General features: G+C 66.9%; 3 protein-coding genes (1 of these 3 only partly in view). All 3 read right to left on the bottom strand.

The annotated features are described in order from the left end of the window. Positions 1 to 13481, bottom strand: partial view of a tandem-95 repeat protein gene (locus ASD79_RS25435; RefSeq protein ID WP_156400496.1) — the 5' end (the start) only. Its footprint begins 13645 nt before the window's first position; the window shows 13481 of its 27126 coding nt (coding positions 1–13481); it begins with the start codon at positions 13479 to 13481; its stop codon lies off the left edge, out of view. A 13-nt stretch (positions 13482 to 13494) separates the two neighbouring features. Further along, entirely contained in the window at positions 13495 to 14232 is a 738-nt protein-coding gene (locus tag ASD79_RS13485) for a hypothetical protein (RefSeq protein WP_056722438.1), read from the bottom strand. A 248-nt stretch (positions 14233 to 14480) separates the two neighbouring features. Further along, entirely contained in the window at positions 14481 to 15086 is a 606-nt protein-coding gene (locus ASD79_RS13490) for a toxin-activating lysine-acyltransferase (protein ID WP_082584919.1), read from the bottom strand. Between the last annotated feature and the right edge of the window lie 320 nt (positions 15087 to 15406).

Consider the following 15406-nt stretch of genomic DNA (forward strand, 5'->3'; position numbering starts at 1 on the left):
ATCTGGGCGCCCGTCCAGACCGTGCCGTCGTCGAAGGCGATCTGTTCGAGGGTGGCGTAGCCGCCGAACAGGTCGCGAAGGACGACACTGTCGGTCGTGCCCGCGAAGCGGAGCACCACGTCCTCGCCGCGGCGCAGGACGATGACCTCCGCCGGCGTGTAGCCCTCCAGTCGCAATACGTCGACGTCGGAGCCGGTCTCGCGGATGACGTCACGGCCATCGCCCCGCGCGAAGACATAGGTGTCGCCGCCGTAGCCGCCCGTCAGCGTGTCGTCGCCCAGGCCGCCCGCAAAGGTGTCGCCGTACGCCGTGCCGAAAATCTCGTCGTCGCCGGACGTGGCCTGGACGGCCATGACCGCGTCCCAGATCCCGGCCTTGGTCCATACCGTGCCGTCGGTGAACTCGACCCGCTCGACGGCGTTGCTCGCCGAACCGTCGAAGAAGCCGCGCAGGATCAGCACGTCGGTCGAGCCGGCGAAGCGCAGCACGACGTCGTCCACCTGGCGCGACAGCGTCACGTCGGCCGGTTCATGGCCGATGATCCGTACACGGTCTTCGCCGCCGCCCTTGTCGAAGATCACGTCACGGCCGGCGCCGGCCGCGAACAGGTAGGTGTCGTCGCCCCCCAACCCCGACAGCGTGTCCGAACGGCCAGGCTGGCCGGTCAGCGTGTCGTCGCCCGGGGTCGGCTGACCCGTGTTGGCGCGCGTGCGCACCTCCGCGATGGTCCAGACCGTGCCGTCGTCGAAGACGAAGCTCTCGACGCCGGTGCTCCGCTCGGTCTCGCTCCACTCGTCGTAATAGACGTAATCGTTCACCCGCAGCACGTCCTGGGTTCCCAGGAAGCGCAGGATGAGGTCCTCGCCGACGATCCCCACCGTCACCTCGGAGGGGGCGAAGCCCTGGATGCGGACGGTGTCGATCTCGTTGGCGTTGTCCTCGCGGATCCGGTCCATGCCATCGCCGCGTGAGAACACGTAGGTGTCCTCGCCGCCACGGCCGACCAGCAGGTCATTGCCCGCCCCACCCGTGAGCGTGTCGGCGTGGTCGTCGCGACCGAAGATCGTGTCATCGCCCGCGCTGGCCTGACTGGCGAGCGTGTCGGCGATGATCTGCTCCATCGTCCAGACCGTGGCGTCGTCGAACCGCACTTCGCTGACGGGACCGGAGTCGTAGCGGGCGAAGGCGTCGGTCAGGACGACGACGTCGCTCGTGCCGACGAACCGGATCAGGAGGTCGGAGCCCGCCCGATCGAGGATCGCCTCCGACGGCAGGTAGCCGTGAAGGTGCAGCACACCGTCGATGTTGTACCCGGTGACGATGCTGTCCTGGCCGTCGCCGCGTCCGAACACGAAATCGTCCGACCCCGATTGTCCGACCAGGATGTCGTCGCCGGCCCCACCGGCCAGGACCAGCGGCGTGTAGGACGCGCCCACGACGTGGTCGTCGCCCGGCGTGGCCTGGGCGCTGACTATGGCGGCGCGGATGTCGGCGACCGCCAGCTCGACCTCGCCATCGAGGACGATGCGCTCGATGGCGTATTCAGGATCGCCGGAGAAACCGCCCCGGATCACCACCGCGTCGTCGCTGGTGGTGAAGCGGATGATCAGATCGTCGCCGACACGGCTGAACAGCAGCTCGGCGGCGGTATAGTCCTGCAGCCTCAGGGTGTCGGAACTGGCCGCGCCCTCTTCCCAGGCCATGTAGTCGGCGTCGGCGACGACGTCGCGTCCGCCGCCCCGGGCGAACACGTAGGTGTCCTCGCCCACACCGCCTTCAAGCCGGTCGTTGCCGCCGGCCCCGGTCAGCGTGTCGGCCTCCTCGGTTCCCGTCACCACCAGGTCGCCGTGGGCCAGGGCGTCGGCCTCGATCTTCAGCCCGATGTCGGCGGCCGACCAGATCGTGCCGTCCTCGAAGGCGATTTCCCAGTTGTCGTTGTAGGCTTGGTCAGCGACCCGAATCTCGTCGGTCGAGCCGACGAACCGGATGACCAGGTCGGCCTCGTCGCGGACCAGCACGACCTCGGTCGGCGCGTAGTCCTCGATCAGGACCTGGTTGAACCCGGCGGCCGGCCCTGGGACGCTCAGCAGTTGCAGGCTGGCCCCTTCCTCGCCGCCACCGCCGCCGGAATCGAACAGCACGTCCTGGCCGTCACCGCGCCCGAACACGTAGGTGTCGGCCCCGTCGCCGCCCTCCAGGATGTCGTCGCCGGTCCCGCCGGTCAGGACGTCGTCCTGGGCGAAGCCCTGGATCAGGTCGTTCCCGACGGTCTGCTGAGCCTCCAGCACGCGCTGGCGGATGTCGGCGGCGCTCCAGATGTCGCCGTTCTCGAACGTGATCCGTTCGAGGCCACGATAGTCTGACAGCCCGTCGACGACACGGATTTCGTCGGTCGTGCCCGCGAACCGGATCCGCAGGGTGTCGCCGTCGCGCGCCAGCCGCGTTTCGGCCGGCAGGTAATCGACGATCTCAAGCGTGTCGCCGCCGCTTTCGTAGCTGTAGCCCGGATCGACCAGGTCGCGACCGTCGCCGCGGGCGAACACGATCGTATCGGCGCCATAGCCGGTATGGATCTCGTCATTGCCGAGACCACCTTCCAGCCGGTCGGCGCCGTCGAGCCCCTCGATGAGGTCGGCCCCGTCGCTGGCCGCCTCGGCCATGAGGCGGGCCTGGACGTCGGCCGAGGTCCAGATCGTGCCGTCGTCGAACACGTAGCGATCGACGCCGTAGCCGTATTCGTCGCCCAGCGCGCCTCGGGTGACCGTGATCTCGTCCGTCGTGCCGGCGAAGCGCAGGATCACGGCTTCGCCGTCGCGCGTCAGGGTCACCTCGGACGGCAGATAGCCATGGATGACCAGGGCGTCCGACCGCGACGAGTAGCCGTAGTACTCCTCGTCGACGACGTCTTCGTCGTCGCCGCGCGTGAAGACGTAGGTGTCGTTGCCGTTGCGGCCGCGCAGGACGTCGGCCGCGCCGCCGCCGACCAGGGTGTCGGCTCCGGATCCGCCCTCGATCAGGTTGGGGCCATCCAGTTCCGCCGGAACCGGCAGCAAGGCGAGGATCGTCGGCAAGGTCCACACCGTGCCGTCGTCGAAGGCGATCTGCTCGACGCCGCTCCCGTTCCCCAAGAGGGTTCGGGTCAGTCTCAGTTCGTCGGTCGTGCCGTCGAACAGGATGATCAGGTCGTCGCCGATCCGTTCCAGCCTCACCTCGGACGGCGTGTAGCCGTGGATCTCGAGGCGGTCGGTCTGGTTGTAATAGTTGGACTCTTCGTCGATCAGATCGCATCCGTCGCCGCGATTGAAGACGTAGACGTCGCTGCCGCCGCCTCCGAGCAGGTGGTCGTCGCCCAGACCGCCGGCCAGGGTGTTGGGATTGCCGTCACCGACCAGCCGGTCGTCGCCGGCCGTCGCGCCGCCGGAGGGCTCCAACATGGCCAGCAGCGTCGCCACGTTCCAGGTCGTGCCATCCTCGAAACTGATCAGCTCGACACCGTATCCGCTGCCCCGCAGCGTATCGATCAGGCGGATCTCGTCCCCGGTTCCAACGAAACGCACGACGACCAGATTGCCCTCGCGCGACAGCCGCGCCTCGCTGGGCAGATAGCCGCGGATGTCGAGCCGGTCGGCCATCGTCGAGGCGTAGTACCAGTTACCTTCCTCATCGACGATGTCGGCGCCGTCGCCGCGGTTGAAGACATAGACGTCGTTGCCACCGCCGCCCTTGAGGACATCGTCGCCGGTTCCGCCGGTCAGGGTCTCGGCCGGCTCGAAGCCGACGATCAGGTCGCGGCCGGCCGTCGAGGCCTCGGCGACCAGCATCGTCCGCCAATTCGCCAGGTTCCACGTCGTGCCGTCGGCGAAGGCGATCAGGTCGACGCCGTAGCCATCGCCTGACAACGCGCTGATCAGCCGGATCTCGTCCGAACTGCCGGCGAAATGCACGATCAGGGTGGAGCCGTCGCGGTCGAGCTGGGCCTCACCCGGCGTATAGCCGGTGATCTCCAGGCGGTCGGCCATCGTCGAGGCGTAGTACCAGTTGCCTTCCTCGTCGATCACGTCGGCGCCGTCGCCGCGGTGGAAGCGATAGGTGTCGTTGCCGCCGCCGCCCTTGAGGGTGTCATCGCCCAGCCCGCCCGTCAGGGTCTCCGAACCGTCGAAACCGCGCACCAGGTCGCGGCCGTCGGTCTGGCTCTGGGCGATCAGCTGGGCGCGGAAGGTCGTCTGGTTCCAGGTCACACCGCCGGCGAAGCCGATCAGTTCCACGCCATAGCCATCGGTCTGGAAGGCGGTGAGCAGCCGAACCTCGTCGGTGCTGTCGGTGAAGGTGACGATCAGCGTCTCACCGTCGCGCGCCAGCCGAACCTCCGACGGCAGATAGCCGACCAGGTCCAGGCGGTCGGCCATCGTCGAGGCGTAGTACCAGTTGCCCTCCTCGTCGATCAGGTCGTGGCCGTCGCCGCGCTCGAAGACATAGGTGTCGTTGCCGCCGCCGCCCTTGAGCGTGTCATCGCCGCCACGACCATTGAGGATGTCCACGCCGCTGGAGCCGACGATCAGGTCGGCCGCCTCGCCGCCGCCCTGGGTCAGCCGGGCGATCAGGTCGGCCCGCAGCCAGACCGTGCCGTCGGCGAACTCGATCCGCTCGACGCCCTGACCGGCGGTCGGTGACACCTGGTCCTTGAGCAGGACGGAGTCGTCCGAGCCGACGAACAGCAGTTGCAGGTCGGGCCGATCGGAGAACGGGCGCACCACGCGCACCTCGTCCGGCAGATAACCGCGGATGCGCAGCACGTCGACCTCGCTGGCCGAGGCGCCGTTCTCGTCGATGACGTCGCGTCCGTCGAGGCGCGTGAAGACATAGGTGTCGCTGCCACCGGCCCCATCCAGGGTGTCGGCGCCGCCCTTGCCTTCCAGGGTCTCCGCGTCGCTGAAGCCGACGATGAAGTCGTCGCCGGCCGTGACGCTCGACGCCAGGACCCGGGCCCGCAGGTCGGCGGTACGCCAGGTCACGCCGTCCGAGAAGGTGATCTCCTCGATCGCCGAGGCCGAACCGGCCGTCAGGCCGTCCCGGATCAGCACCTGGTCGCCGCTGCCCTGGAACGAGATGATGATGTCGGCCTGCTGTGGATGCAGGCGCCGGACCTCGGCTCGGGTGGAGGGATCGTCGAGGAAGCGCAGCCGGTCGCCGCCGGAATAGCCCTGGTCGTCGATGATGTCGTAGCCGTCGCCCTGCTTGAACTCATAGAGGTCGTCGCCGCCCAGGCCAGTCAGGCGGTCATAGCCCGCGCCGCCGGTCAGGATGTCGTTGCGGTCGCCATAGCCGACGACGATGTCGTCGCTGGCCGAGACCTGCTGCTCGATCAGACGCTGACGAATGGTGTCGAGGGTCATGATCGACCCGTCGGCGAAGGCCAGGGTCTCGATGCGGCGGGCCGTGTCGCTGGCCCCGAGCGTGTCGAGAATGACCAGCGAGTCCGCGAATCCGCGCAGCCGGATAACCAGATTGTCGCCGTCGGTGTGGAAGTCGAGAAGCTCGGCGGTGATGCGCGGTCCGAAGACGATCTTGTCGGTCCCGCCGGTGTCCAGGATAGAGTCCGCGCCCGAGCCGATGCCGAAATGATAGGTGTCGGCGCCGAGACCGCCTTCCATCTGGTCCGAGCCGAGCCCACCGTCGATCGTGTCGGCGCGGTCGTCGAAGCCGATCAGCACGTCGTCGCCATCCGTCGCCCGCAGCAAGGCCGCCCGGATTTCCCCGGCGGTCCAGACCGTGCCGTCGGCGAACAGGAAGCGCTCGACCTGCCGGTTGTTGAGGCCCTCGACGATCCTCAATTGGTCGCCGGCGTCGATGACGGAGATCACCAGGTCGTTGCCGTTGCGGCGGACCAGGATGTTGTCGGGCGTGATCAGTTCGCCGAACACCACCTTGTCGATCGCGCCGACGACCGAAGCGCTGTCCAGGGCCTCGGTGATGGTGTCGATGTCGTAGCCGCCGTCGAAGACGTAGGTGTCGGAATGGGTCCCGCCATTGAGCTGGTCGTCGCCCTGCCGGCCGTCCAGCACGTTGTCGCGGTCGTTCAGGCCGGTGATGACGTCGTCGCCGCGGCTGCCGCCGCTGATGGCCAGCAGTTCCTCGACGTCCGAAATGCTCCAGCGCACGCCATCGCTGAAGCGGAACCACTCCACCCCCATGCGGCTGGAACCGAACTGCTCCTTGATCCGCAGGGTGTCGGTTCGGCCGGTGATCGAAACGACCAGGTCCAGGCCGTCCTTGCTGAAGACGACATTGCCGATGTTGATGTCGGCGCCGAAGGCGACGGTGTCGTCGCCGTTCCACTGCGCCGATTCCAGGCGGTCGAAGATCACGTCGGCGCCGTAGCCGACGTCGAACCGGTAGGTGTCGCCGTCGCTGGAGCCGATCAGGGTGTCGTCGCCGCCCAGGCCGTCGATGGTCTCGGCGAAGTGCGTGCCCCACAGGGTCTCGCCGGCGTTGGTGCCGACCAGCAGCACGTCCTCGGGATTGAGGTCGGTATAGAGGATGGTCTGGTCCTGGAAGATGAACTGTTCGACGGCGTTTATCTGGTCGTCGAAGCGATTGTACTGGTGCTCCAGGGTCAGGGTCTCGCCCGTCGCCTTGATCGTGAAGATCAGATTTTCCTGGAAGCGGCTGATGGTGACGTCGTCGAAGTCGAGGCCACGCATGACCAGGGTGTCGTAGCCCGCCGAGAGCAGCGGATCGCGCGAGGTGTCATAGACGACGTCGTCGCCATAGCCTTGCTGGAAGATGTAGGTGTCGCTGTAGATACCCCCTTCCAGCCGGTCGTCGCCCAAGCCGCCGTCCAGGGTGTCGCGCTTGTCGAAGCCGTAGATGACGTCGTCGCCGTCGGTGCGCGCCAGAGCCAGCAGGTAGCGCCCGAAGGCGTCCATGTCCCAGACCGTCCCGTCGCCGAAATGCAGCTCGTCGACATTGTCGAAGTAGTAGTCGCCGAACAGGACGGTCGAGGTCAGCTGGAACTGGTTCTTGAGGATTAGCGCGTCGTCGGTTCCCCTGACCCGCATGGTGATGGTCAGGGACGCGCCGTCGCGGATGAAGTCGAAGTCGCCGGGCCTCAGGCCGTCGAGGACCTGTAGCGTGTCATAGCTGGACGACAGGAAGTCCTGCAGATTGTCCTCGATCACGTCCTCGCCGTAGCCGCGGCCAAAGACGTAGGTGTCGTCGAGGTCCAGGCCAACGAGGTAATCCTCCCCGGCTCCGCCATCGAGGCGATCCTCGAAGTGGAAACCGAAGATCGCGTCTTCGCCGATGGTCTTGGCGTCCAGGACGACCTTTCGCATCACGTCGGCTTCGGTCAGGAAGCTGTTGTCGGCGAAAGCGAAGCGCTCGATGCGGTCGATCCAGATCACCCCGAACACCACGGTGTTGGTCGAGTTGAACTGGCCGCGGACCTCCAGCTCGTCGCCGGTCGTGGCGCCGGCGGCGTCGAGGAAGATGATCTTGAAGTCGTCGGAATCGCCGTTGCGCACGAAGCGCATGTTCTGGAGCGTAATGCCTTCGCCAAATGCGACGACGTCGATCGCGCGACCGTTCGGCCCCATGATGTCGTCGTTCTGGTCCTCGACGATGTCGCTGCCGTAGCCCGGCCGGAAGATATAGATGTCGCCGTCGCGGCCGCCGCGCAGGATGTCGTTACCCTGACCGCCGTCCAGCACGTCCATCGTGTTGGTGCCCATGACGACGTCGTTGGTGGTCAGGGGATGGCTGGTGGCGATGGCGATATCGAGCGCCGACCAGACCACGCCGTCGGCGAACACGATCTGCACCATCTCGGTGTCGTCCGAGATGTCGCGGCCGAACAGGTCGAACTTGCGACCATCGAACTGGTTGCGGATGGTCAGGACGTCGTTCGTGCCCAGCACCTGGATGATCAGGTCCAGTCCGTCCTTGGTCAGATAGACCTCGTCCGACTTCACATGGGCGAAGCGCAGCGTGTCGGCGCTGCGCCGCTGGAACGGCCCCTCGATGTCGACGATCGTGTCGTGGCCGAAGTCGCGGCCGACGACATAGGTATCGCCGCCGAGCCCGCCCCGGATCGTCTGGTCGCCGCTGGAGATGTAGAAGAGATCGTTGGCGCTTGTGCCCTCGACCAGGGTCGCGGCGATCGGCGCGACGATGATCCGCGCCTCGTCGATCCGCAGCAGCGACGCGGCCTTGACCAGATCGACGTGCTCCAGGCCCACGTTCTCGTAGGCCGCGACGATCATCTGGAACAGGGCTTCCTTCGACAGGTCCTCCTCGCCCGCCGGACGATAGTCCGGATAGATCCGGTCGAGGATGTCGTTCCACTTGTCGAGGTAGTCGATGGTGGCGTCGCGGCTGTCGGGAGCCCGGGCGAAGATCGCCTCCAGCATCGGCGCCAGTTCGCGCCCGGCCGTCGGCACGAAGGCGTCGGCCTCGACGTCGTACTCGATGCCGGCGAAATACTCCGCCAGACCGCCCTGCATCGCCAGGCGGATCGCCACCAGCCGGCTGACCTCGATGTACTGGGTCATCAGTTCCTGGAACAGCGACATCGCCGGCAGGATCGGACTGACATACTCGCCATTGGCGCCGACCGGCGGCGCGACGCCCAGACCGCCGGTCTGGTACTCCAGGAAGCCGGTCTCGGCGTTGACCGTCGTGTAGAGGATCTCGGGCCGGAAGCTGATGCCGTAGAGTTCGGAGGCGAAGCGGAACTCGTCGACGGTCATTACCTCCACGCGGTAATAGCTGTCGTCGGTGGCCCCGGCCTCGGGCAGGGTGTCGAAATTGATCGCGTAGTTGCGCAGCGAGAAGGTCGAAGGCCGGCCTTCCTTGTGCTGCAGCTCCAGGGCCCGGTCGACGTTCTCGGACCAGACGTGGAAGCCGCCCTGCTCGTCCTCGACGTAGATCGCGTACTGCCGGACGATGCCATCGACGAGATAGACCGCCACCCGGTCGAAGGGCAGCCCCTGGAACTCGTCGTGGCCAAACTGCTCTACCCGCCATTCGTAGCCGGCCGCGACCGCCTGCAGGCGCACTTGATCGAGGGTCGGACGGGCGATCGCCTGGCCGTTGGCCCCGACCACCGCCGCGCCGCTGGCCAGGGTCCAGTAGGAACCCTGCTGATCCGTGACCAGTACGCCGCGGTCGAGCACCACCGGCCGGCCGTCGATGATCTGCACCAGATAGGGGGCTTCCTCGCGGTGGGCGACCGCCGTGTCGCGGTCGCTGGGCGAGAACTGCTGTTCCAGGCGCCAGGCGCCGCCCGCCCCGGCCGCCTGGGCCAGCACGTCGTCGAGCCCCGGGCGGGCGATCACCTGACCCTGGGCGTCGAGCACGGCCGCGCCGCTGGCGAGCCGGAAGTAGCCGCCGCCCGTGTCCTCGACATAGATCGCGTGGTCGACCACCTGGGTTCCGCCCGGGCCGGTGGTCACCTTGACGGCCGTCAGCTCACGCGTCGTCTCCAGCGAGGAGGCCCAGGCGCCCAGCACCGGCGCCACCTGCTTGCGCAGCACGGCGAGGTCGGGCGTGGTCATCGCCGCGGCGACGGACTGAACAATATCGTTGACCTTGAGGTCGTTCGACAGGTGGGTCGAAAGATCGGCCAGCTTGCCGCGGCCAGTGCTGTCGAACACCTCGCCATTGGCCCCTCTGGCCGCCCAGGCCGCTTCGCCGCGATCGCCCCGGAACACCGTATCGAGCGGATTGCTGCCGAACACCGCCTCGAACATGTTGCCGGTGGTGCCGTCGGCGCGGGTGAACACCGCATGCTCGCGCAGGGTGTTTCCCGAGGGAGTGGTGACGTTCAGGGCGCCGCCGACCGCGCCGAGCGAGGTGATGCCCAGTTGGGCCAGCGAGAACAGCTCGCCCGCGTCGGTGACGCCGTCCTGGTCCAGGTCGCGCCAGACCCGCAGTTGCGAGAACATCACATCGGCGGCGCTGATCACGCCGTCGCCATTGTCGTCGAGCAGCCGAAGCTCGGCGAATCCCGACCGCCCAGGCCCGCCGAACAGCTCGCTGGAATCCTCGATCCGGCCGTTGCCATCGCGGTCGAGGACCAAAAGACCGTCATCCGATTTCACCCAGCCGGTCAGCTCGGCGAACAGGTCGGAGTCCATGTCGAAATGCACCCCGCCCTGGTCGGGGGACGTGGTCTCGATGCCGTCGCCGTCCAGATCGAGGATCAGCGGGTCGTCCGGGGTCTTCCACTGGATCAGCTTGGCGAAGTTGTAGATGGCGTCGAGCCGGGAGATCAGCATGCCCCAGACGGCGAAGAACAGGTTCACCTTCTGGCCGCTGTCGCCGACGATGCGGAACATCAGGTTGAGGTCGCCGCGCTCCTGGGCGCCCCAGCCGCCCGTGTTCTCGAACAGGGCGCTCTGCTGGCCGCCGAACGTGTAGTTCTCGACCACCATGGCGCTGCGCAACAGGTCGTCGCCGCGGGTGGGGCCGACGCCGTAGTTGACGATCGACGACAGCGCGTTGAACACCAGCAACTGGCCGCTCTCGGTCGCGCCGTAGAAGATGAACGGCAGCAGCCAGTCCATCGCCAGGCTGTTGGAATAGGACTCGAAACCGAAGAACGAATTGGTGCCGCCGGTCAGGGGGAAACCGAAGATCTGCAGGATGTCTTCGGGGCCGGCGTCCATGATGAAGACGCCGGGATGGTACCAGAACACATCGGTCGACCTGGCGCCCGTGCCGTCCAGGGAGTCGCCGTAGACCTGCCCCTTCCACGAGGTGTTGAACAGGAAGTCCTCGCCCTCGCCGCCGACCAGGATCACGCCTTCGCCACCGCGCGCGATCAGGCGGTCCTCGCCCGCCTCGCCGAAGACCTCCAAGCGCATGTCCTGGGTGGCGACCGGGCGGTTGTCGGGCTGGCCCGTGGCAGGGGCCGGGCCGATCCGTTCGCCGGCATGCACATAGTCGCCCTGGCTCACATAGATCACGTCATGGCCGCCGCCGGCGTGGATCTCGCCATAGCGCGGGAAATCGAAACCTTCGGGCCAGCCGGTCACGAAGCTGCCCGCGGCGCCGAAACCGGCATGCCACAGCACGTCGTCGTGGTCGGTCAGGGTGATGTGTTCGGCCCCGGTGACGCGCAGCGGGTTGTTGCTCTGCAGCGCGCCCAGGACCGCGTCCACCGACGGGGGAACGTCGAGGATCAGGGCCAGAAGGATGGAGATCGCCGAGATTCCACCCTGCAATGGACCAACGACCGGACTATTCTGGGTGGCGCCGTTGACCAGCACGACGCCATGGCTCAGCCCCGCGAAGCTCAACTTGTCATAGTCGGCGCTGGAAAACTCGGTCCCGCCGGCCTGGCCCATATCGACCCAGATGGCGACATTCAGCATGTCGTCGGTGACGTTGACCACGTCGCCGCGCTCGGAAAGCACAAGGCGCTCGACATTGACCAGGGTGTCGTGTCCACCCAGCAGGTCGGTGTTGAGGTCCTTGACCACCACCTCGACGGTGTCGGCGTCGCCCAGCTTGCCGTTGGCCAGCGAGATCAGCTGCACGCCCTTGGCGGCCAGGGTCTCGGAGTCGTCCGGATCGTCCTGGACGCTGTAGCGGACCTCGTCGACGTCGGGGACCGCGCCGATCAGCAGCCAGACCAGGAAATTCAACAGCCAGGGCCCTTCGACCTGGCCGCCGATGTAGATGTCGTCATCGATGCCGGCGATCGAGGCCAGAGCGGCCTCGCGGGCGCCCAGGTTGTCGACCATGACGTCGTCGCCGTAGCCGCCGATCAGGATGTCCTTGCCGAACATCCCGTACAGGATGTCGTCGCCGTCGCCGCCGGCGATGATGTTGTTCTCGTATGAGCCGACGATCCGGTCGCCGCCGTCCAGGCCGACGAACAGACCCGCCGTGGTCGGATCATAGGCCTCCAGCGACGGCGTCGGGTTGCGCGGCGCCATGATCAGGTCGAGGGCCCCCTCCCCCAGGGCGAAGTCCACGCGGTTGACGTTGGTGGCGTCGGCGTCGGGCGCGTACAGCTTCTGCAGGGCCGCCAGGGCCTCGCTCTCGGTCTTCTCCCAGGGCATGGCGTCGACCGGCCGCTGGCTGAAGAAGGCCTCGATGATCGAGGTGATGCCTTCGACGCGAACCTCGCGATCGGGATCGACCGGATGCGTCGGATCGTCCGACATGTTCCAGAGGTTCTTGTTCAGGTCGATGGCCAGAGTGTCGGCGGTGGTCACGTCGTCCACCAACTCGCCGTCCTTGGTGAAGAACAGCACGCCTTCCAGCGGCGACAGGGCTTGGTGCTTCGCCGATTCCACGCGCTGCAGCGCCATCTGGCCGGCGAACTGGGCGATCACCTTCGACAGACCGGCGAGGGCGTCCTTGAGCGCCTCGGGCGCCCGGCCGCTCTGCACCAGCCGGCCCAGTTCGTCGCCGTCGTTGAACAACGCCCGGATTCCCGTGTCGCCGAACACCAGGTCCTCGTCGAGCGCCGAATAGGCGATCGCGCTGAGCATGATGCTGGCGAAGTCGGCGGCGTCTTTACCGCGGAAGGTCTCCGCTCCCGCCTGTTCGGCGATCACCTGGTCGAACAGGGCGTCCAGGAAGCTGTCTGCGATCACCTGCCAGTCGGCATGGCCGAAATCCTCGGCGTAGCGCAGCGTCGCCAGCAGGCTCATGCTGTGGCGCGTTGTCGGTGCGATACCGGGCGCGCTCCAGCCGTAGGTGCTCATCACCGTGTTGTCGACATAGGCCTCGTATGAGGTCTGGCCGATCGAAATCAGGTTGCCCAGCGTGAACAGCCCCACGCCCAGCGGTCCCGAGACGAGCGAGGCCAGGGCGCCGAGGACGCCGCCGGCCGCGATGGCGATGGTCCCGTTGCGCAGGCCCGCATTGACCTCGTACTCAAGCGAGAAGCCCTGGAAGTTGTCCGGAGTGGGGAAACGCAGGTTGTATTGCTGCAGCGTCTCGGGCGTGTCGGTGAAATAGGCCGCGGCCCGGCGCGCGGCCTCGACCCCGGTCGCCAGGATGGCCGAGAGGCCGAACGGCATGTGGTCGAAACCCACGCCGCGCGCCCCGCTCAAGGCCGAAACGTGGCCGGCCAGCCCGCCGCCCAGCGAGTGGCCCGTGACCAGCACATCCGACGGGTTGGAATTGTAGACCGACCGCCCCGTCGCCTTCTCGAAAAACTCGCGGGCCATGCCCGCCTGGCTAAAGGGGCTTCCCGCCCCGACCGACCATCCGGACACGAAATCACCGCCGGGGATGTCGTCCGTGCCACGATACGAAATGATCGTCTTGCCGTTCCAAGCATAGGCCTGGGCGAAGAAGGAGATACTTTCGTCCGCGCCCTGGCCCAGGAGCGTGCTGGACGAGTCTTTCACCTCGGCGCCGCCGATCCGGTTACCGGTCGGCAGGGCGACGGTGGGCTTATAGCCCCGATTGTAAGCATCCATGGCCAGGATAGCGAGGAACAGTTCTTCTGAAATCGCCATCTGGATGACCCTGCTATTTGGATACGAGCAGATTTATGACAATTCTTGACAGTTCAGGCAGGAGGGCCCAGCCGGGGTTTTTCATCACGTTCGGGTCGTTCAGCCACGGAAGTCTCTGTTTTATCTGTCGCGTGATCGGCGTGTTTTCCGGAACGATTTCAAGGCGCACGCGCCGCAGGGCGTAACCGGCCCCAAAGACCTCGGCGATCTCGTCGATATGAACCCGGGTCTCCCGCTCACCCGCCCCGTCGGCGACCATGCGTATAGCCCTGCCGTAGACGACCCGCGCCGACGTGGGGTCGGCCGGCCGCTCGAACGTGGCCAGGGACGGAATCTGTTCGACCGCCAGATCGGCGGCGCCTTGCAGCTTTTTGCCCGAAGCCTTCAGAGCCCGGATCTGCCGCAGGCTCGAATAGTCGGGGAAGAAGGCGTCGGCGGGCAGGAATCGCTGCTCATAGGCGCCGCTGCGTAGCAGGGGGTGCCCGAGGACGGCGATCACGTGCCGTCCGTCACCCAGGTCGACGAACACCGCCTCGCCGTCCAGATCCACGTCAGCTTGCTGGCCGCCGCCATTGATGTTGTACGAAACGCCGTAGCGCACCTGCATGACGCTGGAGCCGTCGCGAACGCCGCGCGGGGTGTCGATCTCGACCGTCAGGCGGAAGCGATAGACGCCGACGGTCTCGCACCCGGCCAGACCCAGCATCGCCAGGCCCGTGGACAGCCAGAGCAGACCGCGACGCGACATCATCGGAACTGCCCTTGAAGCAGTCGACGCCCAAGCCCAACCGTGTTCGCCACGCCCCACCGTAAGCATGTCCACCCCGACGCGCGCACGCCAACCGCCCTCGCCGAAAGGGCTCCACGGAGCCGCATCCTGCGGATTTCTCTAGGTTGAGTGCTTTGCCATTCGCAAGCTATCCGGACCGCCGCGACCGGACAAGAGTGTCATTAAGATTTATTGCAACGCTGAGACATTTTCCCTCGCACAGCCCAGCGTCAAGCCGAGCCACCGGCCTCGGCCGTGGCCAGAGACGAGGTCATTCCCTCACCCACCGCGCCCATCTTCTTCAGCAGCTCGGCATCGACCATGCGCGCCACCATCGGGTGGATGTGGACCTCGCCGCCTGTCTTCACCACCTGCTTGAAGTTGGCCAGCACCGACGAAGCCATCTGCCGCGAGGGCGCGATGACGTCGAACAGCCAGATCCGGTCGCCGCTGGCCCACTCGTCGGGCTTGAGGCGGATCGGGAACACGCCCGCCTTGATCTCTTCGCGAACCTTCTGGTCCACCGCGTCGGACACGCTGGCCCAGATGGCGATGCCGGCCAGGGCGCCGTCCGTGACATCGCTCCCGTCCTTGGCCTTGGTCGAGGCGATGGCGACGCGGTCGCGCATCAACGGCTCCAACACCAGTTGCTCGAGGTCGGCGATGGAGGAGTGTCGGTAGCGCGGCACCCCGATCATCGCCAGCACCACCTGGCCGACGGCCGATTGGATGCGCTGGCGGATTTCCTCGGCCGCGACGCGCCCCCGGCTGTTGGCGGCCGGATCGGTGTCGCCGCCCGTGGCCTGAACGTCGACCTGTCCCAGATCCGAAGCCATCTCGCCCTCAATCGCCAACCGACGCCGCGCGCCACCCGCATGAAGTGTTAGCGCGCGGCCTTGCAACTTTGCAAGCGCCCCAGCGGCGGTCGTCACCGAGCAGACCGACCCGCCAGCCGCCGAAGGCCAGGGCGTCGGCGCCGAGAACCTGGCCGCCAGGATCACGGCCGAGGATTGGCGCGTCAGCGTCACCGTCCAAGGCGCCGCGCCGACGGTTGATCGCCGCCTCGCGGGGCCTCCTGTGAGCGCCCGTCCGGCTAGATCTCGACGCCGATCACGAGCCTTCCTGAACCTGGCGGATCGGCGCTCCCACTTTGGAA

The sequence above is a fragment of the Caulobacter sp. Root655 genome, from assembly GCF_001427665.1.
Lineage (GTDB): Bacteria > Pseudomonadota > Alphaproteobacteria > Caulobacterales > Caulobacteraceae > Caulobacter.